The 21880-nt window shown below is 69.0% G+C and carries 21 protein-coding genes; 15 read left to right on the top strand and 6 right to left on the bottom strand.

The window, feature by feature from the left end:
• Positions 1-102: 102 nt before the first annotated feature.
• From NOCYR_RS23500 to NOCYR_RS23490, 3 genes are all read right to left on the bottom strand, one after another.
• On the bottom strand, positions 103-606 hold the full coding sequence (locus tag NOCYR_RS23500) for a L,D-transpeptidase (protein WP_014352914.1): 504 nt from the start codon (positions 604-606) through the stop codon (positions 103-105).
• 152 nt (positions 607-758) lie between these two features.
• On the bottom strand, positions 759-980 hold the full coding sequence (locus tag NOCYR_RS23495; protein WP_014352913.1) for a hypothetical protein: 222 nt from the start codon (positions 978-980) through the stop codon (positions 759-761).
• A gap of 41 nt (positions 981-1021) precedes the next feature.
• Positions 1022-1741 (bottom strand): uracil-DNA glycosylase, encoded by a 720-nt coding sequence (locus tag NOCYR_RS23490; protein WP_014352912.1) that lies wholly within the window; start codon positions 1739-1741, stop codon positions 1022-1024.
• 170 nt (positions 1742-1911) lie between these two features.
• On the opposite strand from NOCYR_RS23490, the gene NOCYR_RS23485 reads away from it, so the two are divergent.
• The 7 genes from NOCYR_RS23485 (at position 1912) to NOCYR_RS23455 (ending at position 10045) form a co-directional block, all read left to right on the top strand.
• Positions 1912-2355: a GyrI-like domain-containing protein gene (locus NOCYR_RS23485; protein WP_014352911.1), complete on the top strand. Its 444-nt coding sequence runs from the start codon at positions 1912-1914 to the stop codon at positions 2353-2355.
• Positions 2352-2798, top strand: coding sequence for an effector binding domain-containing protein (locus NOCYR_RS23480; RefSeq protein ID WP_014352910.1), 447 nt, complete (start codon positions 2352-2354; stop codon positions 2796-2798). Before NOCYR_RS23485 ends, NOCYR_RS23480 begins: the two co-directional genes overlap by 4 nt.
• 254 nt (positions 2799-3052) lie before the next feature.
• On the top strand, positions 3053-3826 hold the full coding sequence (locus NOCYR_RS23475; protein WP_014352909.1) for a hypothetical protein: 774 nt from the start codon (positions 3053-3055) through the stop codon (positions 3824-3826).
• The gene (locus NOCYR_RS23470) at positions 3816-5972 is read left to right on the top strand and encodes an Rv1355c family protein (RefSeq protein WP_052315510.1); all 2157 of its coding nucleotides are present in this window, start codon (positions 3816-3818) and stop codon (positions 5970-5972) included. Before NOCYR_RS23475 ends, NOCYR_RS23470 begins: the two co-directional genes overlap by 11 nt.
• Positions 5973-6015: 43 nt before the next feature.
• Positions 6016-7851, top strand: coding sequence for a putative bifunctional diguanylate cyclase/phosphodiesterase (locus NOCYR_RS23465; protein ID WP_014352907.1), 1836 nt, complete (start codon positions 6016-6018; stop codon positions 7849-7851).
• Between the two features lie 99 nt (positions 7852-7950).
• Positions 7951-9078, top strand: coding sequence for a glycosyltransferase (locus NOCYR_RS23460; protein WP_048834415.1), 1128 nt, complete (start codon positions 7951-7953; stop codon positions 9076-9078).
• Positions 9079-9160: 82 nt separating this feature from the next.
• Complete coding sequence (locus tag NOCYR_RS23455) at positions 9161-10045, top strand: SDR family oxidoreductase (RefSeq protein ID WP_048833642.1); 885 nt, start codon at positions 9161-9163, stop codon at positions 10043-10045.
• Here NOCYR_RS23455 and soxR read toward each other — a convergent pair.
• The gene (gene soxR, locus NOCYR_RS23450) at positions 10002-10523 is read right to left on the bottom strand and encodes a redox-sensitive transcriptional activator SoxR (RefSeq protein ID WP_014352904.1); all 522 of its coding nucleotides are present in this window, start codon (positions 10521-10523) and stop codon (positions 10002-10004) included. The two genes, NOCYR_RS23455 and soxR, sit on opposite strands and share 44 nt — an antisense overlap.
• A 130-nt stretch (positions 10524-10653) precedes the next feature.
• Here soxR and arcA point away from each other — a divergent pair, with 130 nt between their 5' ends.
• Together arcA and NOCYR_RS23440 are read left to right on the top strand one after the other, a co-directional pair.
• Positions 10654-11961, top strand: a complete 1308-nt coding sequence (gene arcA / locus NOCYR_RS23445) for an arginine deiminase (protein WP_014352903.1) — start codon at positions 10654-10656, stop codon at positions 11959-11961.
• 10 nt (positions 11962-11971) lie between these two features.
• Positions 11972-12331, top strand: a complete 360-nt coding sequence (locus NOCYR_RS23440; RefSeq protein WP_014352902.1) for a GntR family transcriptional regulator — start codon at positions 11972-11974, stop codon at positions 12329-12331.
• Between the two features lie 3 nt (positions 12332-12334).
• Here the strand turns inward: NOCYR_RS23440 and NOCYR_RS23435 are convergent, their stop codons facing one another.
• Positions 12335-13939: a dolichyl-phosphate-mannose--protein mannosyltransferase gene (locus tag NOCYR_RS23435; RefSeq protein ID WP_014352901.1), complete on the bottom strand. Its 1605-nt coding sequence runs from the start codon at positions 13937-13939 to the stop codon at positions 12335-12337.
• A 178-nt stretch (positions 13940-14117) separates the two neighbouring features.
• Between NOCYR_RS23435 and rsmI the strand changes: the two genes are divergently transcribed.
• Positions 14118-14960 (top strand): 16S rRNA (cytidine(1402)-2'-O)-methyltransferase, encoded by an 843-nt coding sequence (gene rsmI / locus NOCYR_RS23430; protein WP_014352900.1) that lies wholly within the window; start codon positions 14118-14120, stop codon positions 14958-14960.
• Positions 14961-15064: 104 nt separating this feature from the next.
• Positions 15065-15817 carry an isocitrate lyase/PEP mutase family protein gene (locus NOCYR_RS23425; protein ID WP_014352899.1) on the top strand — a complete coding sequence of 251 codons (753 nt, stop codon included), beginning with the start codon at positions 15065-15067 and terminating at the stop codon, positions 15815-15817.
• A gap of 4 nt (positions 15818-15821) precedes the next feature.
• Here the strand turns inward: NOCYR_RS23425 and metG are convergent, their stop codons facing one another.
• Positions 15822-17384, bottom strand: a complete 1563-nt coding sequence (gene metG / locus NOCYR_RS23420; protein ID WP_014352898.1) for a methionine--tRNA ligase — start codon at positions 17382-17384, stop codon at positions 15822-15824.
• Between the two features lie 92 nt (positions 17385-17476).
• Here metG and NOCYR_RS23415 point away from each other — a divergent pair, with 92 nt between their 5' ends.
• The 4 genes from NOCYR_RS23415 to rsmA all read left to right on the top strand — a co-directional run bounded on the left by NOCYR_RS23415 (position 17477) and on the right by rsmA (position 21858).
• Positions 17477-18304, top strand: coding sequence for a TatD family hydrolase (locus tag NOCYR_RS23415; protein WP_014352897.1), 828 nt, complete (start codon positions 17477-17479; stop codon positions 18302-18304).
• A gap of 158 nt (positions 18305-18462) precedes the next feature.
• Positions 18463-19590, top strand: coding sequence for a resuscitation-promoting factor (locus tag NOCYR_RS23410; RefSeq protein WP_048833641.1), 1128 nt, complete (start codon positions 18463-18465; stop codon positions 19588-19590).
• Between the two features lie 155 nt (positions 19591-19745).
• On the top strand, positions 19746-20897 hold the full coding sequence (locus NOCYR_RS23405; protein ID WP_014352895.1) for an alpha/beta fold hydrolase: 1152 nt from the start codon (positions 19746-19748) through the stop codon (positions 20895-20897).
• Between the two features lie 79 nt (positions 20898-20976).
• Complete coding sequence (gene rsmA, locus NOCYR_RS23400) at positions 20977-21858, top strand: 16S rRNA (adenine(1518)-N(6)/adenine(1519)-N(6))-dimethyltransferase RsmA (protein WP_014352894.1); 882 nt, start codon at positions 20977-20979, stop codon at positions 21856-21858.
• The last annotated feature ends 22 nt before the right edge of the window (positions 21859-21880 follow it).

The raw sequence follows: 21880 nt of genomic DNA, 5'->3' as shown, positions 1-21880 counted from the left end.
ACGCGATGAACCCCCTCATGAACGTGCACTGGATCCGCGAAGAGGATTGTGCCCGAACAGGAGGGGATCAGCGGCGAGTGTTCTTACCGGTCCTGGGAAGAGTCAGCGGACGACGTCGACGCGGTCGCCGACGTTCAGATACTCGAAGAACCGGTGCGCGCCCTCTTCGGTCATCCGCACACAACCGTGCGAGGTGTGCTCGACCGGGCCGACGTGGAAGGCGATGTCGTTGTTGAAGAACACCGCCCAGCGCATCGGGGCGTGATGCATGGTGCTCCAGTGGAAGGGGCGTTTGAAGTCGACGTCGAACACGCCCGGCGGGGTTTCGTAGCCCGGCATGCCGTGTGAGATCGGGGTGGGACCGAAGACGACGCGCCCGTTGTCGATCAGCCAGGCTTCATTGGTGCTCAACCGCATGCAGGCGCGGGCTTCGGGGGCGCAGGGGGCGGAGGTCGGGATGATCGCCGGGACGCCGGGAATGTCGGGTCCGCCGGGGAACAGCGGTTCGGCCGGTGCGGGAGCGGCCAACAGCACGCCCGCCGAGGCGATGCCGAGCAGGGCTCCGAAACGGGCCGGCCAGCTGCGGAAACGGTTATTGCGAATCACGTGTCGAACCTCTCTAACCCTGCCGGCCGGCCTGCGCGAGTCAGGACGTCCGGGCCATCTCGTCTGCACAAGCCTGGGACCACCGAGGTAGTGGTGATCATGGCCGACCGCCCGGACCGGGTCAACGATGGCGCGCGACTGGGATGAGTCCGTTACCTGCGCTCGGGTGCGTCGCGGTCGGCGTCCTCGCTGCTGTCGCGGCCGGCGACATAGCGCAGCAGCGCCGGGTCCGAGGAGGTGAGCCGGTCGAGTTCTTCGCCGCCGGTGCAGGGATAGAAGGTGATGGTGACCGAATCGGAACGGCGGGCGGTGACGCGCCAGATGGCGCCGCTGTCGTGCCAGCGCCGCAGGACTGCGACGGGATCGTCCGGCATGGTCTTCGTGTCCCTTCGGCCGTACTCGGGTTCCCCCGAAACTACCGGCCCGCGGATAACCCGGCGGCGGTCGCGGCGCGGACGAGCATGTCCTCGATCATGGCGGGGGTCAGGCGACCGGTGAAGGTGTTCTGCTGGCTGACGTGGTAGCAGCCGAACAGGTGCAGCGGATCCCGGCCAGGCTCGGCGGGGGCCAGCTCGACATGGACGCCGTGCCCGAACTTTGGCCGCGGCCGCGGGATCTGCCAGCCGGCATCGGCCAGCACCGGCAGCAGGGCCTGCCAGCCGAACGCGCCCAGCACCATGATCGAGCGCAGGGTCGGTGCCAGCAGCCGTAATTCGGTATCGAGCCAGTGCCGGCAGTTGTCGCGTTCCTCCGGTGTGGGCTTGTTGGCCGGGGGAGCGCAGCGCACCGGCGAGGCGATCCGCACCCCGTGCAGCTGCAGGCCGTCGTCGCGGCTGACGGCGGTGGGCTGATTGGCCAGACCCACCCCGTACATCGCCGCGTACAGCACTTCACCGCTGCGGTCGCCGGTGAACATGCGCCCGGTGCGGTTGGCGCCGTGCGCGGCGGGTGCGAGACCGACGATCAGCATGCGCGCGTCGGCCGGGCCGAATCCGGGTACCGGGCGGCCCCAATAGGTCCAGTCCCGGAACGCGGCCCGCTTCTCCCGCGCCACCAGTTCCCGCCACGCCACCAGACGGGGACAGGCCCGGCAGTGCGTCAGCGTTTCGTCGAGCTCGGCGATGCTGCGGCACACGCACCAATTCGATCACACGCCACGGGGTTTCCTGTGCAAATGTCCAGTTGAACACTGAGTGCACGAAACGATCTTGTGACCGGCGGACACGGCAACGGTTGATAGCATGACGGTTCTGGCCGACCGGATGCGGACTTTTGCCCCCGGATTCATCTCGAAAGAGTCTTTCCATGCAGTTTGAAATCGTCGAGCGGGACGAGACGTGGGTTGCCGGGCTTCCGGTGCGCAGCCCCAAGCGTGCGCTGCGGGAACTGCGGGACCAGGACCTGGAAGCCGCGTGGGCGGCGGTTCTGCACCACGATCTGGGTGGGCCGCTGGCCAGCGCCTACACCGATTACTCCGCCGAACTGGGCACCTACAACACCCAGATCGTCGGCTATCAGTGCTCATCGTTCGACCAGGTCACCCGCGGCCATCTGGTGGCCCGGCTGCCGCGCGGCACCTACGCGCGCTTCTCCTCGGTGGGTGAGTTCCCGCAGATCATGACCGGCCTGTGGACCCAGATCGCCTACGCCGAGGAACACAAGCAGATCAAACGCACCTTCACCGGCGACTTCGAGTGTTATCCGCACGCGTACAAGATCGATCTCTACCTGGCGGTCGATCCGCGATGAGCTACTCCATCGTCGTGCGCAACGAGGCGATCTACGGCGGCCTGGTGGTGCCGCGGGTCCGGCCGAGTTTCAAGGTGAGCAACAGCGAGCTGATCGAATTCCTCAAGGACCGCCTGCGCGATCGGGCGGCGGGCAGTGGGGCGGCCGAGGGGCCGATGTTCACCGTGTACGTGCCCGATCCCACCGAGACCTACAACGCCCTGGTCGGTTTCGAGTATCCGGTGCCGGAGGCCGCGCAGATCGGTGATGTGCTGGTGCGTGTGCCCAAGGGGGTCTACGCGCGGTTCGTGCCCAATGGCGATTACCACGATCCGGTCGAGGATGTGTGGGCCCAGGTCGACGACGCGACGGCATCGGCCGAGATCACCCGCGCTTACCGTGAAGAGATCGAGATCTGGCACGGCCCGCACTCGGTGGAGTTGTTCATATCCATTCTGGTGTAGCTTGCCACTCGTTTGCTGGACACGTACCAACCGGTCTCGTTTCTCTCCCAGTATCCGGACGTGAGCGGCCTGACCTGCGGGTTTTTCCGGACGCAAAATTGGTTTTCGGAAGATTAACCAGATATCTAGTCAATTCTGGCCCCGATGACCCATACTGCCCATGACGTACTCACTCCGCGTTCGGGGCGACGGGTGAGTCTGTCTGATGGGTTCGATCACTGTGTGCGCGCACGCAGCAACAGAGTAGGAACGTCATGGCTGTCGAAACGATCGCCGTCGACCTGGTTGAAACTTGCAGCACCTCGTCGCTGCGATTTCACGACATCGTCTCCGGATGCGACTTCACCGCGACCACCCCGGCCGCCGATCCGCAGTTGTGGGATCGATATCTGCACGGTGCGCTGGATGTTTACCGGCACTTCCGGGTCGAGTCCGCCCTCGAATACGACGCGGTCGCCGATGGCCGCTCCACCACGATGTTCTTCGCCGCCACCGACAGCACCGGTGCGGTCGTGGCCGGCGTCCGCGCGCAGGGTCCGTATCTGGGCACCGAGGACGTCGGCTCGCTCGCGCCCTGGTCCGGGCGCCCCGGCGAGCAAGAACTGCGCGACATGGTTGCTCGCCGGATACCACGCGGCGTGGTGGAGTCCCGGGGCGCCTGGGTGGGCCGGGATGTCCCCAACCGCCGGGCGCTCGGCGCGGCGATCTCGCGCTGCATCGCGCACACCCCGCGCATCCTCGGCGTCCGCTACGGATTCGCCACCGTGGCCTCCTTCACCACCGGACGCCATCGTGGCAGCGGCGGTGTCACCGCCGATCTGATCCCCGCCGTGCCCTACCCCGACGAGCGGTATCAGACCGTGCCGATCTGGTGGGACAGCCGGATGTACCGGATGTTCGCCGATCGGTTGCAGTATCTGCTGATGTGCGATGAACTGCGAGATATGGGTGTGGCCGACGGCGCGCTCGAGCGGGTGCGCCGCGGCCGGGAACGCAGATCGGAGAGTCGGTTCGGCTATGGCCGGTGAGGGTGACCCGGGGGTGGAATATCGGCCGTTGATACTGGATCCGCAGCACCCGGGAGATGCCCGCGTGCTGGCGGAACTGCGGGCCCGCGGCGATATCGAATTCCGCGATCTGCGCGATTTGCTGGACCGTGAGTTCGCCGAACTCAGCGATCCGCTGGAACGGGAGGAAGGCCCGGAATCGGATCGCTGGATCTACTATCCGTGGCGGCGCCGAGTGCTCGGTTTGCCCGGCCCGCAGACGCTGCGCGCCATTCGCCTGGACCGCAATCGCAATAAGCTCACCCGCTCCGAACAGCGCAGGCTGAGCGAGCTATCGATCGGCGTCGTCGGCCAGAGCGTGGGCCATGCGGTGGCGTACACGATTGCGCTGGAAGGTATCTGCGGATCGCTGCGGCTGGCCGATTTCGATGTGCTCGAGTTGTCCAATCTCAATCGGGTACCGGCGAGCCTGTTCGATATCGGCGCCAACAAAGCCGTGGTCACCGCGCGCCGGATTGCCGAACTCGATCCGTATCTGCCGGTCGAGGTCTACCGCGACGGCGTCGACGAGGATTCGGTGGAGCAGTTCGTTTCCGGACTGTCGGTCGTGGTGGAGGAGTGTGATTCGCTCGATATCAAACTCGTCGTCCGCGAAGCCGCCCGCCGCCATCGCATTCCGGTGGTCATGGAAACCAGCGATCGCGGCCTGCTCGACGTCGAACGCTACGACCTGGAACCGCAACGCCTGCCCTTCCACGGGCTGCTCGGCGGTGTGGCCGCGGGCGATCTGCGCGGGCTGTCCACTCGCGACAAGGCGCCCTACGTGGTCGCGCTGATGGGGCCGGCCGAGCTGTCGTCGCGGATGGCGGCCAGCATGGTCGAGGTCGGGGAAACCCTGAGCAGCTGGCCGCAGCTGGCCGGCGATGTGATGCTCGGCGGCGCCAGCGTCACGACAGCCATCCGCCGGATCGGGCTCGGTCAAAAGCTGCCCTCCGGGCGCACCCGGGTGGATCTGGAATGCGATCTGGACGCGCTCGCCGAACCGTCACCGCCCGACGAGCTGGACTGGAACCTCGACGCCGACCGCACCGAACCCGACCCCGCCGATCCGGTGCAGCGCATCCTGGCGTGTGCCCAGCGCGCGCCCTCGGGCGGCAATGTGCAGCCGTGGATGTTGTCCGCCGAGGGTGACGAGATCCGGCTCGCGCTCGATCCCTCGGCCACCACCGCCATGGACGTCGGCTATCGCGGCAGCGCGGTGGCACTCGGTGCCGCGTTGTACAACGCGCGGGTCGCCGCGGCCGCCCACGACCGGCTCGGTGCCTGCGACATCGTCGAATCCGATGACCCGGACGCGCCGGTCACCGCGATCCTGCGCCGCACCGGGCAGCCCGCCCATGCCCCGGCCGCCGACTATCCGCTGACGCTGACCCGCGAGACCAACCGCAGGCTCGGCAACCGCGCCCCCATCCCCGCCGACGTACTCACCGGCCTGTCGGCCGCGGCGGCCGCCGAGGGCGCAACCCTGCGCATGGTCACCGACCGCGACGGCCTCGACCGCGCGGCCGAGCTGCTGGCCGAATCCGACCGCATCCGCTACCTCACCCCGCTGCTGCACGAGCAGATGTTCGCCGAGCTGCGCTGGTCCACCGAGGACCTCGATACCGGCATCGATGTCCGCACCCTGGAGCTCGCACCGGACGAGCAGGCGGCCATGCAGATCGGCCGACGCGCCGATGTGATGGCGCAACTGCACAGCTGGTCGGCCGGGTCCGCGCTGGGTGATTACGCCCGCGATCGGGTGCGCTCGAGTTCGGCGATCGTCGCGGTGACGTTCGCCGATCCGCCCGGCACAGATGAAAGGTCATTGGCCGGATATGTGCGCGCGGGCGGGGCCGTGGAGCGGGTCTGGATCCAGGCTCAGCGCAGCGGTCTGGCGGTGCAACCGATGTCGCCGGTGTTCCTCTATTCGCGACGTGAGCGCGACTCGAACGCGATTTCTCCCGCGTACGCGGATACACTAGCGTCACTTCAAGGCTGTTTCCTGGACCTACTGGGAGTGCCGGAACATGAGACCATGGCGTTGGTTCTTCGCCTGAGCTACGCGGCCGCGGCCGGTGTGCGCAGCAGGCGGCGACCGGTGCCTGGCGCGGACACCCGCAGTTAGCGCGATCGGAGACAAAGTGCCTCGGCGGACGCTCGACTCGTTGGTGACGGAGGTCGCCGCGGAGCTCATGGGTGTCGACGCCACGACGATGGTGTCGGCGACCGAGAAGGTCCTTGCCACGCTGGTCGAATACTTCGATGTGGATTTCAGCTACGTCCGGCATACCGATACCGAACGCCGGGCGACGGTGCTGGTGGCGGAATGGCCGCACCGGGCCAACGTCCCCGATCCGGACCCGCTGCGGGTGGTCTATTTCGAACACGCCGACTCGGTGTTCCGCGCCCTCGAGCACGCCACCGAGCCGTTCCTGGTCACCGGCTCCGACGCCGACTACCAGGAGACCATTCAGCGCGCCTCCGGGCTGCCGAATGTCACCTCGGCGGCGGTGCCGCTGGTCTCGCGCGGACAGTCCACCGGCCTGCTCGGCTTCATCAAGGTCGGCGACCGGGAGTGGAGCACCCGCGAACTCAATGTGCTCAAGGCGATCGCGGCGCTGTTCGCCCAGCTCCAGGCCCGGGTGGTGGCCGAGGAGCGGCTGCGCTACATCGCGCTGCACGACGATCTGACCGGCCTGGCCAACCGCCGCGCTCTGCTCGAGCACATGGAACACCGGCTCAGCGAGGGCAGCCCGGGCCCGGTCGCGGCGTTCTTCCTCGATCTGGACCGGCTCAAGGCGCTCAACGACTTCCTCGGCCACACCGCGGGCGACAACTTCATCCGCAGCCTGTCCACCCGGCTGCGGGAGAACCTCGACCCGAACGACATGATCGCCCGCCTCGGCGGCGACGAGTTCGTCATCGTGCCCGCCAAACCGATGGACGCGGTGGCCGCCGAACACGAGGCGGGCCGGATCCAGCAGCTCATCGGGCGCCGGGTGACCGTCGGCGGTGAGTCGGTGAGCCGGGCCGCCAGCATCGGCGTCGCGGTCGGTATCCCGGGTGAGACCACGGTGGCCGACGTGCTGCGCCGCGCCGACCACGCGCTGCTGTCGGCGAAATCCGGCGGCGGCAACGGCGTCGCCATCTTCACCGACGCCATGCGCGCGCAATTCGAACTCCAGGACGATGTGGAGCTGAACCTGCGCGGCGCGGTGTCGGACGGCTCGCTGATCCTGCACTACCAGCCCGAGGTGGATCTGCGCACCGGCCGGATCGTGGCCATGGAAGCGCTGGTGCGCTGGCTGCATCCGACCAGGGGATTGCTACCGCCGGGCGCGTTCGTCACCGTCGCCGAGGCCACCAATCTGGCCGGTGAGCTGGGCCGCTGGGTGATCCGCTCGGCGTGCGCGCAGTTCGCCGAATGGCGCAGACAGGGTTTGGCCGCGAATGTGGTGATGCGCATCAATGTCTCGCCGGTGCAGCTGGTGAGCCTGGATTTCGTGGAACGCATCGAAGACATCCTGCGCATGTTCGGCATCGACGGTAGTTCGGTCTGCCTGGAGATCACCGAGCACGTGGTGGTCCAGGACCTGGCCCGCACCCAGGTCACGTTGCGCGGGCTCAAGCGGATGGGCGTGCAGATCGCCATCGACGATTTCGGCACCGGCTACAGCTCGCTGTCGCATCTGAAGGCACTGCCGGTGGACGCGGTGAAAATCGATCGCGGCTTCGTGCAGCGGCTGGGCGCCAGCACCGACGATCTGGCGATCGTGAAGTCGATCATCGGGCTGGCGGGTTCGTTTGGACTCGGTGTGGTCGGCGAGGGCGTCGAGACGCCGGTCGCGGCGCGCACCCTGGTGGGGCTGGGTTGCTACCGGGCCCAGGGCTTCCTGATCGCGCGGCCCATGCCCGCCGAGGAGGTCGAACAGCATCTGGCCGCCGGGCGGATCCCGCTGGATCTGGACCTGCCGCGCGTCGACCGGAATCTGACCGCGCGCTGAGCGGCCTGCCGCCGGGTTGGCGGGTTCTTTCACCCCTGTTCACGTGCCGTTCGTCGGGACGGTTCCGGCGGTAACCCGGTGCGCGTCACCATCGGCGGCGTGCGCATCGTGCAGCTGGCGAACTTCTACGGCCCGCGGTCGGGTGGTTTGCGCACCGCACTGCATCATCTCGGCGAAGGCTATGTGGCGGCCGGGCACGAGGTGGTGCTGATCGTGCCCGGTCCGCGCCGAGGCGAGGAACTGCTGCCGACCGGCGTCATGCGAATCACCCTGCCCGCCCTGGCGATTCCGGGGACCGGCGGCTATCGGGCGGCAGATCCCCGGCGGGTGGCCGACGTGCTGGGCGGGCTGCGACCGGACGTACTCGAGGTGTCCGACCGGCTGACGCTGCGCGGTTTCGGCCGCTGGTCCCGGCGCCGCGATGTCGCGAGCGTGATGATCTCCCATGAGCGCCTGGACCGGCTGCTCGGCCAGATCATGCCGCGTGCGCTGGCCCGCCGGTGCGCGGACGTGGCCAACCGGCGCACCGCCGACCAATACGACCGGGTGGTGTGCACAACGGATTTCGCGCGCGCGGAGTTCGAGCGGATCGGTGCGCCGAACGTCGAACTGGTGCCGCTCGGGGTCGATCTGGAACTGTTCAGCCCGCGCCGCGCCGACCGCGGCCTGCGCGCCGACCTCGGGGTGCCCGGCCATCCGCTGCTGGTGCACTGCGGCAGGCTTTCGGTGGAAAAGCGCGTCGATCGCAGCATCGAGGCGGTCGCCGAGCTGCGCCAGTCCGGGGTCGAGGCCCGGCTGGTGGTGGCCGGCGACGGACCGCGTCGCGACGCCCTGCACCGGCGCGCGCGGGCGCTGCCGCCGCTGCCGGGTGGACTGCCGGCCGTGCATTTCACCGGCTTCATCGCCGACCGCTCCATGGTGGCGAAACTGCTGGCGACCGCCGATGTTTCGCTCGCGCCCGGCCCGCACGAGACATTCGGGCTGGCGGCGCTCGAGGCGCTCGCCGCGGGCACGCCGGTGGTGGCCAGCCGGTCCTCGGCGCTGGCCGATATCGTCACGGCCGACTGCGGCGCCGTCGCCGATGACGATCCCTCGGCCTTCGCCGACGCCGTCACCGAGGTCCTGGCCCTGCCGCCGGCCGGTCGGCGCGCCGCCGCCCGTCGCCGCGCCGAGCAGTTCACCTGGCCGGCGGCGGTGGCGGGCATGCTCGCTGTGCTCGGTGGATGAGCGAATCGTTCCCCAACCCCGTGCGGATCGGTAGTGTCCGGCTGACATCCGCTGTTGGACGAACGAATCGGAAGTGGGATCGATGGGCCGGGTACGGGCACGCCGCAGGACGACGGTGCAGGGCGCCAAGACCGTGATCACGGGCGCGGCGAGCGGGATCGGCCGGGCCACCGCGCTGGCCGCCGCGGCGCAGGGCGCCGAACTGGTGCTCACCGATATCGACGCGGCCGGGCTGGCGGCCACGGTCGCCGATATCGAACGCGACGGCGGCAAGGTGCTGGTCGCGACGCCGCTCGATATCACCGATCACGAGGCCGTGGCCGCCTTCGGTGCCGACGTGCACGACCGGTTCGGCAGCGTGGACGTGGTGATGAACGTGGCGGGCACGTCGGTGTGGGGCACCGTCGACCACCTCGAGCATCGGCATTGGCAGCGGATGGTCGACGTCAACCTGATGGGGCCGATCCATGTGATCGAGACGTTCGTCCCGGAGATGGTGCGGGCCGGACGCGGCGGCGCGCTGGTCAACGTGTCGTCGGCGGCGGGGCTGCTCGCATTGCCCTGGCACGCCGCCTACAGCGCGAGCAAATACGGCCTGCGCGGGCTGTCGGAGGTGCTGCGCTTCGAGCTGGCCCAGCACGGTATCTCGGTGCATCTGGTCGCGCCCGGCGCGGTGAACACGCCACTGGTGCAGAGCTTCGAGCTGGTCGGGGTGGACAAGGAGGATCCGCGGGTCCGCAAGCTCGTCAAGCGATTCACCAGCCACGCCGTCGCCCCCGAACGGGTGGCCACCGCGATCCTGCGCGGTATCGAGCGCAACCGGTTCATCGTCTACACCTCGTTCGACATCCGGTTCGGCTACTGGTGGAAGCGCAAGTTCGCCTTCCCGTACGAGCTGCTGATGCGGGCGGGCAATGTGCAGTTCAGCAGGCTGCGGAATTCTCTGCGCACGCCGGATTCCCGCTGACGTCCACGCCGTCCGGGCAGTTGAGGTGCACATCGAGCACCCGCGCGCCCGGACCCTCGTCGCCGAGGTGATCGAACTCGTTGACGATCTTGCAGCTGCCCAGTGACAGGCAGCCGCAGCCGATGCAGCCGGTGAGGTTGTCGCGCAACCGCACCAGCTGGGTGATGCGTTCGTCGAGATCCGCGCGCCAGGTGGTGGACAGCGTCTCCCAGTCGCGCCGGGTCGGGGTGCGGCCCTCCGGCAGCCGGTCGAGGGCGTCGCGGATCTCGCTCAGCGGTATCCCGACGCGCTGCGAGATGCGGATGAAAGCGACCCGGCGCAGCGTTTCCCTGGTGTACCTGCGCTGGTTGCCACTGGTGCGGCGGCTCGAGATGAGCCCCTCGCGTTCGTAGAAGTGCAACGCGGAGACCGCTACTCCGCTACGCTCGGACAGCTGACCGGGGGTCAGCTCCTTGGCTCGCCAATCTGCTGTCGTCATTCGGCACTCCTCCTTTACCTCAACCCTACTTCAGGTTCTCCGGTGCGCGGGTGCGAATCGCCACACGCCGGCCGCAAACACCACCGGGCAATTCCGTGCTCTCCGGGCCGCAGCCAACTACGGTCGGAACATGGGAACAGATGCGGTACCGGCCGGCCCCGGCAGCGGCCCGATTCCCGGTGACGGATGGGACACCGACCCCGGCACCGAACCCACGCCCGCGCCGCGCCTGGCGGTGACCTCCGAGGTCGGCACCCTGCGCACGGTGCTGCTGCACCGCCCGGGCAACGAGCTGCGCAGGCTCACCCCGCGCAACAACGACCAACTGCTCTTCGACGGCATCCCGTGGGTCGAGCGGGCCCAGCAGGAACACGACACCTTCGCCGGGGTGCTGCGCGAGCGCGGAGTGGAGGTGCTGCTGCTGGCCGATCTGCTGGCCGAGACCCTCGCCGTCAGCGGGGCCGCGCGCATCCAGGGCATCTCCGCCGCCGTCGACGCCCGCAGGCTCGGCCACAGCCTGGCCGACGAACTCGCCGCCCATCTGCGTGGCGTGCCGGCCCGGGAGCTGGCCGAGATCCTCATGGCGGGCATGACCTTCGACGAACTGCCGTTTGGGCCCGATCACACCTCGCTGGTGCGCCGGATGCATCACGGCGGCGATTTCGTCATCGATCCGCTGCCGAATCTGCTGTTCACCCGCGACTCCTCGTTCTGGGTCGGCCCGCGGGTGGCGATCACCGCGCTGGCCCTGCCCGCCCGGATGCGCGAGACCTCGCTGACCGACCTCGTCTACGCCTTCCACCCGCGGTTCCTCGGCGTGCGCCGGGCCTATGAATCGCATACCGCGCCCATCGAAGGCGGCGATGTGCTGCTGCTCGCGCCCGGTGTGCTGGCCGTGGGCGTGGGCGAGCGCACCTCACCGGCCGGGGCGGAAGCCTTGGCGCGCAGCCTCTTCGACGACAACCTCGCCCACACCGTGCTGGTGGTGCCCATCGCGCAGAACCGCGCCACCATGCACCTGGACACCGTGTGCACCATGGTCGACACCGACGCGGTGGTCATGTACTCCGCGGTGCGGGAAACGCTGGCCGCGTTCACCATTCAGCGCGGCGACGACTACGACCACGGCGGCACCGTCACCATGCGCGGACCCGACCCGTTCCTGCCCGCGGCCGCCGACGCCATGGGCATCGGGAAACTGCGGGTGATCGACACCGGACTGGACGGCGTCACCGCCGAACGGGAACAGTGGGATGACGGCAACAACACCCTCGCCTTGCGGCCGGGTGTCGTGATCGCCTACGAACGCAATGAAATGACCAATGCCCGGCTGCTGGACGCCGGCATCGAGGTACTGCCCATCCCGGGATCCGAATTGGGTTCCGGCCGTGGCGGTCCGCGCTGCCTGTCGTGCCCGCTGTCCCGGGATGATCTGTGAGCTGGGGGCCATGCTCGAAATCACCGTGTCGCACGAATCCGCCGTGCCGCCCTACGAACAGTTGCGGCTCGGCATCGTCGCCCAGGTGCGCGCGGGCACGCTGACGGCGGGCACCAAGATCCCCACCGTGCGCGCGCTGGCCGCCCAGCTCGGGCTCGCGCCGAACACCGTCGCCCGCGCCTACCGCGAACTGGAAGCCGACGGCGTGCTCGAAACCCGGGGCAGGCTCGGCTCGTTCATCGCCTCCTCCGGCGATCCCACCCGCGATCAGGCCGGCCGGGCCGCCACCGAATACGTGGCCGCGGTGCGCAGGCTCGGCCTCGACGACGACGCGGCGCTGCGCTACGTCAAGGCGGCGCTGGAGAGCTGACCGTCAGCGCCAACTGGGCAACCACAGGTGGTCCTGCCAGTTGCCGGGCGTGATGGGCATGGCCGTCAGGATCGGCCACAACCAGATGAAGTTCGCGATCACCAGGCCCAGATACAGGCTCACGATGAGCAGTCCGAGCCGGTAGCGCTCGGTCGGCGGCGCGGCCACGAAGGTGCCGGTGGGCCCGCGCGGCACCGGAACCCGGCGGGCGGGTCCGAGGATATCGCCGAGTACCAGCGCCACCGCCATCACCAGGAACGGCGCCAGCACCACGGCGTAGAAGAAATACATCTGCCGGTCCAGGGTGATGAACCAGGGCAGCAGACCGGCGGCGTAGCCGGTGAGCACCGCGGCGTAGCGCCAGTCGCGGCGCACGATGGTGCGCCACAACGCCCACGCCAGCACCGGGAACGCGATCCACCAGATGGCCGGCGTACCGACCAGCATCACGGCCTTCACGCACTGGTTCTGGCCGCAGCCGGTGACGCCGGAGTCGGCGTAGTAATAGAGCATCGGCCGCAGCCCCATCGGCCAGGTCCACGGCTTGGACTCCCAGGGGTGATGGTTACCGGCCGAATTGGTCAGTTCCTCATGGAATTCCAGCACCTTGGCGCCGTAATACCAGAGCGAGCGCAGGGCGTCGGGGACGAACGAGAAGGTCCCGCCCCGGCCCACCTCGTTGCCGACGGCCCACCGGCTGAATCCGGTCTCGCTGGCGAACCAAGCCCAGTAAGTGGCCAGATAGACCCCGATCGGGACCAGCACCAGCGCGTAGAGCGCGGGTCCGACATCACGCAGCGCGGTGCCTACCCACGGCCTGCGCACCCGGTAGGCGCGCCGCGCGGCGAGGTCGAAGAACACACTCAGTAGCCCGAACGCGGCGATGAAGTACAGACCCGACCATTTGGTGCCGCAGGCCAGGCCGAGCAGCACGCCCGCGCCGAACCGCCACCAGCGCACCCCGAGCCGCGGGCCGAACGGGCTGTCGCCGATGCGGCCCTCGGCGTCGGCGCGGGCGATGCGTTCGCGCACCTGATCCCGGTCGACGATCAGGCAACCGAACGCGGCCGTCGCGAACAACGCCAGGAAGATGTCGAGCATGCCGATGCGCGAGGAGACGAAGGTGACGCCGTCGGCGATCAACAGCAGGCCCGCGATCGCGCCGATCATGGTCGAGCGCGTCATCCGGCGCACGATCCGGATCACCAGCAGCACCAGCACGGTGCCGGCCAAGGCGGCCGAAAAACGCCAACCCCACCCGTTGTATCCGAACAGTGCCTCACCGAAAGCGATCAGCTGCTTACCGACCGGCGGATGCACCACCAGGCCGTAGGCGGGATTGTCCTCGACCCCGCCGCCTTTCAAGATCTGATAGGCCTGCGGCGCGTAGTGCTTCTCGTCGAAGACCGGGGTGCCGCCATCGGTGGGGTAGTTGAGCATGGTGAACCGGGTCACCGCCGCGAGCGCGGTCAGGAACGCCGTCACCAGCCAGCCACGGGCGGTGTCCAGCGGCCCGAAATCGGGGGAGGGGCGCAGCGGCGCGGGGCTCGACCAGGAACGTATCGGCCGAGAGGGCGCGACGGAGCGCTGGTCGGTCACCTGGGTCACGACCCGATCGTATGCTGTGCGCCCTCGTACGCTGTATTTGCCGGGCGCGCGTGCTGCACGTCCCGGAGGTGGTATCGGGGCGGTCCCTTCGTCCGCCGCATTCGGGCGCATGCCACCCGGGCCCGTACGCTGCCAGGGTGCGGGTAGTGACGAGTGGGGCAGTCCGGGCGGGCCGACGGTGAGCGGCCGGCTGGTGCTGGCGGCGACACCGATGGGCGATATCGGTGACGCGTCCCAGCGGCTGCGCGACGCCCTGGCCACCGCCGACGTCGTCGCGGCCGAAGACACCCGCCGCACTCGATCGCTGGCCAAGGCGCTCGGCGTCGAGATCAGTGGGCGCGTGGTCAGCTTCTACGACCATGTGGAGACCGCGCGCATCCCCGCGCTGCTGGAGGAGATCGAGTCCGGCAAGACCGTCCTGCTGGTCACCGACGCCGGTATGCCATCGGTGAGCGATCCCGGATACCGCATGGTCGCCGCCTGCGTCGAGGCCGAGCTGCCGGTCACCTGCCTGCCCGGCCCGTCGGCGGTCACCACCGCGCTGGCACTGTCGGGGCTTCCGGTGGAGCGGTTCTGCTTCGACGGATTCCCGCCGCGCAAATCCGGGCAGCGCCGCGAATGGTTGCGCACCCTGGTCGCCGAATCCCGCGCCTGCGTGTTCTTCGAGGCCCCGCATCGGCTGGCCGACTGCATGGCCGACGCCGTCGAGATCCTCGGACCGGATCGCCGCGCCGCCGTCTGCCGGGAGCTGACCAAGACCTACGAGGAGGTCGTGCGCGGCAGCCTCGCGGAGCTGGCCGCCTGGGCCGTCGACGGTGCGCGCGGCGAGATCACCGTCGTCATCGAGGGCGCCCGGCCCAGCACCGCCGAACCCGCCGATCTGGTCGCCGAGGTCGAAGCGCGCGTGCAGGAAGGCGTTCGCCTGAAAGAGGCGTGCGCCGAGATCGCCTCCACCACCGGCGTTTCCCGCAAGGAGCTCTACGACGCGGTTCTGGCCGCGCGCCGGGAGATCGACGCCTGAGCGCTGGTCCCGCGCCAACGGTTCCCGCCGACCCGGCACGCGAGGCGACCTGGGCCGGACCGCGTGCGCGTGCGCAATGCCGGTGATCCCACGATGATCGACCCATGACCTCTCTCGAGCACAAGGCCAAGGAACTACTCGCACTGCATCGCCCCGGTGATCCGGTGGTGCTGCCGACGGTATGGGACGCCTGGTCGGCGAATCTCGCGGTCGAGGCCGGGTTCGCGGCGTTGACGATGGGCAGCCATCCGGTCGCGGATTCGGTGGGGCGCGCCGATGGCGAAGGGATGAGTTTCGACGAGCTGCTGGCGCGGGTGCGGCAGGTGACCGGCGCGGTCGACGTGCCGGTATCGGTGGACATCGAATCGGGCTACGGGCTGGAACCGGCGCAGCTGATCGAAGGGCTGCTGGGTGCGGGCGCGGTCGGGCTCAATATCGAAGACACCGTGCACGGCGAGGGCGGACGGCTGCGCGGCGCGGAGGAACACGCCGATTTCGTGCGCGGGTTGCGTCAGTTCGCCGACGCGGCCGGGGTGCACGTGGTCGTCAACGCGCGCACCGACCTGTTCCTGCGCAAGGTCGGCGAGGAGGCCGACCGGATGGACCGCGCCATCGAACGCCTGCGCCTGGCCGCCGACGCGGGCGCGGACGTGCTGTACCCGGTCGGCCGCCACTCCGATGCCGATATGCGCCGCTTGACCAGCGAACTTCCGCTGCCGGTCAACGCCATCGGGCTGCCCGCCGAGGCGGACAAGGTGCTGTTCGCCGATCAGGGTGTGGCCCGGATCAGCTTCGGCCCCTACCTGCAATACGCGCTCGCCGCCGAAGCGAAGCGGCTGCTCGCGCGCTGGGTCTGAGCGCTCAGTCCTTCGGCTCGACGTAACGCGGGTACACCGGCTCCGGCGCGGGCAGCGCCACCCCGGGCACCAGCGGCGTCGCGATATCGGCGAAGGTCCGGTCCTGCACCGCCAGCAGATCGAGGATCTTGGCCGCCGAACCGGGCATCACCGGCTGGACCAGGATGGCGACGATGCGCACGACCTCGAGGGTCACGTACAGCACCGTCGCCATCCGGGCCAGATCTTCCTCGGTGCCGGACTTGCGCAACGCCCACGGCGCCTGCGCGGAGAAGTAGCGGTTGGTCTCACCGAGGGTCAGCCAGATCGCCTCCAGCGCCAGATGCAGCTGCTGGGCGTCGAATTCGGCCCGGCAGCGCTCCAGCAGGCCGTTGGCCCGGTCGAGCAGGGCGCGGTCTTCGTCGGTGAACTCGCCCGGCGTGGGCACCATGGCATCGCAGTTCTTGGCGACCATGGTCAGGCTGCGCTGCACCAGATTGCCGAACTCGTTGGCCAGGTCGGCATTGATCCGGCCGACGATCGCCTCGTGGCTGTAGCTGCCGTCCTGGCCGTAGGAGATCTCGCGCAGCAGGAAGAAGCGCAGTGCGTCCAGGCCGTAGGTGTCGATCAGCGCCAGCGGGTCGATCACATTGCCGACCGACTTCGACATCTTCTCGCCCTTGTTGTACAGGAACCCGTGCACGAACACGCGTTTGGGCAACTGCACACCCGCCGACATCAAGAACGCCGGCCAGTACACGGTGTGGAAGCGGGTGATGTCCTTGCCGATGATGTGCACGTCGGCGGGCCAGAAGCGCTGGAACGCCGCCGATTCGGTGTCGGGGAAGCCGACGCCGGTGAGGTAGTTGGTGAGCGCGTCCACCCACACGTACATCACGTGATCGGGATGGCCGGGCACCGGAATACCCCAGTCGAAGGTGGTGCGCGAGATCGACAGATCCTTCAGCCCCGCCTTGACATAGCTGACGATCTCGTTGCGGCGGGTGGCCGGCGCGATGAACTCCGGATGCGTCTCGTACAGCTCGAGCAGCTTGTCCTGGTACTTCGACAGCCGGAAGAAGAAGTTGGACTCCTCGGTCCACTCCACCGGCGTCTGGGTTTCGGTGGAGACGCGACTGCCGTCGTCGAGCAGCGTGGTCTCCTCCTCGGTGTAGAACGCCTCGTCGCGCACCGAGTACCAGCCGGAGTAGTTGTCGAGGTAGATATCGCCGGCCTCGAGCATCCGCTCCCAGATCGCGACGCTGGCCACCTCGTGGTCGGCATCGGTGGTGCGGATGAACCGGTCGAAGGAGATGTCGAGGGCCTTGTGCAGCTGCTCGAACACATCCGAGTTGCGCGCCGCGAGCTCCTCCACCGGGATGCCCTCGGTGGCCGCGGCCTGCTGCATCTTCTGGCCGTGCTCGTCGGTGCCGGTCATGAAGAACACGTCGTAGCCGTCGAGGCGCTTGAACCGGGCGATGGCGTCCGACGAGATGTACTCGTAGGCGTGCCCGATATGCGGCGCACCGTTCGGATACGCGATGGCCGTGGTGATGTAGAAGTTTCGCTCGCTGCGCTCGCTCATCATGGTGCATCTACTGTAATGCGCGTGCCATCCGACCTCCGCGTGAATATCCCCTCAGCGCACCGCCGGTTCGCCGCGACGGGCGGTGGGCTTCGATGAGCGCCAAGCGACCCGCCCCCGACGCGCCCGAACCGCTGGCGCCGCTGGTCGACGCGCACACCCATTTGGATGCCTGCGGTGCGAGTGATGCCGCGTCGGTGAAGGTGGTGGTGGACCGGGCGGCCGCGGTCGGCGTCGGGCAGGTGGTGACCGTCGCCGACGATCTCGCCGCCGCGCAGTGGGCGGTGCGGGCCGCACACTGGGACGAGCGGGTCTACGCCGCGGTCGCGCTGCACCCGACCCGCGCCAACGCCCTCGACGACGCCGCCAAGGCCGAGCTCGAGCGGCTGGCCGCCGACCCGCGCGTGGTCGCCATCGGTGAGACCGGTCTGGACTACTACTGGCCCGGCAAGCTGGACGGCTGCGCCGATATCGAAACCCAGGTCGAGGGCTTCCGCTGGCATATCGACCTGGCCAAACGCACCGGCAAACCGCTGATGATCCACAACCGGGAAGCCGACCACGACCTGCTCACCGTGCTGCTGGACGAGGGCGCGCCGGAGACGGTGATCTTCCACTGCTTCTCCTCCGACACGAACATGGCGCTGGCCTGCGTGGCCGAGGGCTACCTGCTCAGCTTCTCCGGGACGGTCAGCTTCAAGAACGCCCATGAGCTGCGCGAGGCCGCCAAGGTGGTGCCCGACGAGCTGGTGCTGGTGGAGACCGACGCGCCGTACCTGACGCCGCATCCGTTCCGCGGCGCGCCCAACGAGCCGTACTGCCTGCCGTACACGATGCGGGCCCTGGCCGAAGTGCGTGGTCAGGATCCCGCCGAATTGGCCGAAATCAGCACCGCGAATGCGCGCCGGGTTTACCGATTCTGACCGTTTTTCCCGGTTCGAATAAAAATGTGTTCCAGATCACTTATCGGTAGAGGTTTGTGATCTACCAGCGCCGTCTATATCTGATCGTAATGTGAAAAATTGCTGCTCCACGGCGCGTGGTTGTTCGCGGGGGATGTGTTCGTTATCGTCCTGTGACCATGTCCCCATTCGCGAGGATCAACTCGTCTCGGTCGCCGTTGTTGTACACGGCGATCGCGGCGCTGCTGATGATTTTGATCGTCGGCGCCGCCATGGCGATCGTGAACCGCAAAACCGTCACCGTCGTGGTCGACGGCGCGAAATCCACGCAGACCTCCATGTCGCGTGATGTGCGCGGAGTGCTGAAGGACGCCGGCTACCAGGTGAGTGAGCGCGACAAGGTCACCCCCGCGCCCGACGCCGCGGTCAGCGACGGCGCCACCATCACCCTCGACCGGGGCCGGGAGATCGAACTGACCCTCGACGGTCACACCGAACGGGTCTGGACCACCGCCCGCACCGCGGGCGCGGCGCTGGAGGAATGGGGCATCGTCGCCGACGCCTACGTCCATCGCGGCCGCAGCCAGGAGCTGGCCCTCGACGGTGGCGCGCTCACCGTCGCCACACCGCGCACGGTCTCGCTGGTCGACGGCACCGCCGCCCCGCAGCAGCTGCGACTGGCCGCGCCGACGGTCGGCGAACTGCTCGCCCTCGCCGGTGCCCCGCTGCGCGAGCACGACGTCGTCGAACCGTCCGCCGACACCCGCTTGGCCGACGGCATGCGCATCGCGGTGACCCGCAAGCAGCTCGAAACCCGCACCGAGACGCTGCCGCTGGCGCCGCCGGAGAACGTCATCGAAGACCCCACCATGAACATGAGCCGCACCGTGGTGGAGAACCCGGGTGTGCCCGGCGTGCACGACGTCACCTTCGAGGTCACCCTGGTCAACGGCACCGAGGTGGCGCGCCGGGAGATCTCCTCCGAGGTCACGGTGCCCGCCCAGCCGCGCACCGTCCGCAAGGGCGCCAAGCCCGGCACCGAGGTGCCGCCGGTGCAGAACGGCGACATCTGGGACGCGCTGGCCAAATGCGAGGCCGGCGGCAACTGGAAGATCAACACCGGCAACGGGTACTACGGCGGCATCCAGTTCGACCAGAGCACCTGGGAGCGCCAGGGCGGGCTCAAGTACGCGCCCCGCGCCGACCTCGCCACCCGCGAAGAGCAGATCGCCATCGCCGAGGTGACCCGCGCCAAGCAGGGCTGGGGCGCCTGGCCGTCCTGCACCAGTCGTCTGGGCCTGAGCTAGACAGGCCCGGATATCGCGAGCGCCACTTCCGACGACATAGTGGCGCTCGCGGCATATCCGGGGCCGGTCGCTGCTCGTCGTCCATCGAGAACTCCCGCGCTGTCGTACACTCGTCCAGATTTGTGACATGTGGGTCGGGGCAGAGGAGTAGTTCGATGAATCTGCTGCACGCCGCCGCGCGGACGACGCTCGCCGTCGCCGTGTCGGCCGCCGCCGTGCTCGCCACCGCGCAGGCCCCGGCCACGGCCGCCCCGGCCGGATCGGTGATCTCGGTGACCGCCCAGCCCGACGGCTGGCACGGCGTCAGCGGCGGCTCGGTCGTCGAATACTGGATGAGCGGCTCGGACGGCACCCCGCGCCCGGCCAGCGGCGCGCTGCTGCTCCCGGAGGGCACCCCGCCGCCCGGCGGCTGGCCGATCATCGCCTACGACCACGGCACCAGCGGCCTCGGCATGGGCTGCGGTGGCATGTCCACCCCGAAGACCGCGCCGTTCCCCCGGCTGCAAGACCGTCAGGATCAGCTGCTGCGGCGGCTCGTGGCGCAGGGCTTCGCCGTGGTCGCGCCGGACTACCTCGGCCTCGGCACCTTCGACACCGGCCCGCACCCCTACCTGGAACTGCGCACCGAGGCCACCGCGACCATCGACATGATCCGCGCGGTCCGCGCCACCCACCCCGAACTGTCGTCCACGTGGGCCGCTTTCGGCATTTCGCAGGGCGGACAGGCGGCGCTGGGCACCGGCCACCTTCAGTCCACGTATGCGCCGGAGCTGGATTTCCGCGGCACCATCGCCGTCGACCCGGAATCGGATGTGGAGAAGCTGCTGCCGCTGGCCGGGCCGAACATCCCGGAGCTGCCGGTGGTGGACGACGCGCTGAGCTTCGTCGTCAGCATCCTCGCCGGCCTGCGCGAGGCCCGGCCCGATATCGCCGTCGACCAGTACCTCACCCCGCTGGGCCGCACGGTGCTGGATGAAGTCGGCGATATGTGCCTGGACCGGATCATCGAACGGGTCGACGGTCTGAGCATCGGTGAGCTGCTGGCCCGCCCGCTGTCGGAGGAACCCATGCGTACCGCGTTGACCGACTACATGGCGGTCCCGGTGCGCGGCTACGACGCGCCGATCCTGATGCTGGCCAACGCGACCGACACCGTGGTGCCCTCGCCCCTGCACGCCGCCCTGATCGCGCAGCTGGCCGCGAACGGGGTCGACTTCCGGACGGTGATCGGGACCGGTGAGCACGGTCAGGTCGATGAGCAGATGTGGGCGGCGATCGATGCGTTCCTCGCGGGGATGAAGGGCTGACGATCGTCCCGCAGGGCCCAGGTCACACGTAGGCTCCCGCCTGGGCGGCCGGGAACCTGCGGGTTGGTAGGTTCATCGGGTGTCCGATGCCGAAATCTCCGCCCGCGGAAGTGCCGCGCTGCTGGGTCCCGCCGAAGTGCGGGCGCTGGCCGAACGGCTCGGTGTGCGGCCGACCAAACAGCTCGGGCAGAACTTCGTGCACGACGCGAATACCGTGCGGCGCATCGTCGCCGCGGCCGGAGTGGGGCGTGACGATACGGTGCTCGAGGTCGGGCCCGGCCTCGGTTCGCTGACGTTGGCGCTGCTCGACGTGGTCGATTCGGTGGTGGCGGTCGAGATCGATCCGGTGCTGGCGAAGCATCTGCCGGTCACCGTCGCCGATCGGGCACCGGAGTTGAGCGCGAACCTCACCGTCGTCGAGGCCGATGCCTTGCGTGTGCGGGCCGGTGATCTGCCCGCCGCGCCGACGGCCCTGGTGGCCAATCTCCCGTACAACGTGGCGGTGCCCGTCCTTCTGCACCTGCTGGCCGAACTGCCGAGCATCACCACCTCGCTGGTGATGGTGCAGGCCGAGGTGGCCGACAGGCTGTCGGCGACTCCCGGCGGACGCATCTACGGCGTGCCGAGCGTGAAGGCCGGCTTCTTCGGCACCGTCCGCCGCGCCGGTGCCGTCGGCCGTCAGGTGTTCTGGCCGGTACCGCAGGTGGAATCGGGCCTGGTGCGCATCGACCGCTTCACCGAACCGCCGTGGCCGATGGACGCCGAGCACCGCGCGAAGGTGTTCGCCGTGGTGGACGCGGCGTTCGCGCAACGCCGGAAGACGTTGCGGGCGGCGCTGTCCGGATGGGCGGGCTCGCCCGCGGAAGCCGAGCGCCGACTGACGGCGGCGGGCATCGATCCGACGGCACGCGGGGAGACGCTCGATACCGCGGCATTCGTCCGGTTGGCAGCTCAGGGCTGATCGCCGAGCGGCGGGTACCTCC

The sequence above is a fragment of the Nocardia cyriacigeorgica GUH-2 genome (assembly GCF_000284035.1).
In the GTDB taxonomy this organism is placed as follows: Bacteria; Actinomycetota; Actinomycetes; order Mycobacteriales; family Mycobacteriaceae; genus Nocardia; species Nocardia cyriacigeorgica_B.
This window is presented reverse-complemented; position numbering and strand designations above follow the sequence as displayed.

Excerpts from the sequence above, each read along its gene's own strand:
- NOCYR_RS23495 (WP_014352913.1), bottom strand. The coding sequence starts at position 980 with ATGCCGGACGATCCCGTCGCAGTCCTGCGGCGCTGGCACGACAGCGGC.
- NOCYR_RS23485 (WP_014352911.1), top strand. The coding sequence starts at position 1,912 with ATGCAGTTTGAAATCGTCGAGCGGGACGAGACGTGGGTTGCCGGGCTT.
- NOCYR_RS23480 (WP_014352910.1), top strand. The coding sequence starts at position 2,352 with ATGAGCTACTCCATCGTCGTGCGCAACGAGGCGATCTACGGCGGCCTG.
- NOCYR_RS23475 (WP_014352909.1), top strand. The coding sequence starts at position 3,053 with ATGGCTGTCGAAACGATCGCCGTCGACCTGGTTGAAACTTGCAGCACC.
- NOCYR_RS23470 (WP_052315510.1), top strand. The coding sequence starts at position 3,816 with ATGGCCGGTGAGGGTGACCCGGGGGTGGAATATCGGCCGTTGATACTG.
- NOCYR_RS23455 (WP_048833642.1), top strand. The coding sequence starts at position 9,161 with ATGGGCCGGGTACGGGCACGCCGCAGGACGACGGTGCAGGGCGCCAAG.
- soxR (WP_014352904.1), bottom strand. The coding sequence starts at position 10,523 with ATGACGACAGCAGATTGGCGAGCCAAGGAGCTGACCCCCGGTCAGCTG.
- arcA (WP_014352903.1), top strand. The coding sequence starts at position 10,654 with ATGGGAACAGATGCGGTACCGGCCGGCCCCGGCAGCGGCCCGATTCCC.
- NOCYR_RS23440 (WP_014352902.1), top strand. The coding sequence starts at position 11,972 with ATGCTCGAAATCACCGTGTCGCACGAATCCGCCGTGCCGCCCTACGAA.
- NOCYR_RS23425 (WP_014352899.1), top strand. The coding sequence starts at position 15,065 with ATGACCTCTCTCGAGCACAAGGCCAAGGAACTACTCGCACTGCATCGC.
- metG (WP_014352898.1), bottom strand. The coding sequence starts at position 17,384 with ATGATGAGCGAGCGCAGCGAGCGAAACTTCTACATCACCACGGCCATC.
- NOCYR_RS23415 (WP_014352897.1), top strand. The coding sequence starts at position 17,477 with ATGAGCGCCAAGCGACCCGCCCCCGACGCGCCCGAACCGCTGGCGCCG.
- NOCYR_RS23410 (WP_048833641.1), top strand. The coding sequence starts at position 18,463 with ATGTCCCCATTCGCGAGGATCAACTCGTCTCGGTCGCCGTTGTTGTAC.
- NOCYR_RS23405 (WP_014352895.1), top strand. The coding sequence starts at position 19,746 with ATGAATCTGCTGCACGCCGCCGCGCGGACGACGCTCGCCGTCGCCGTG.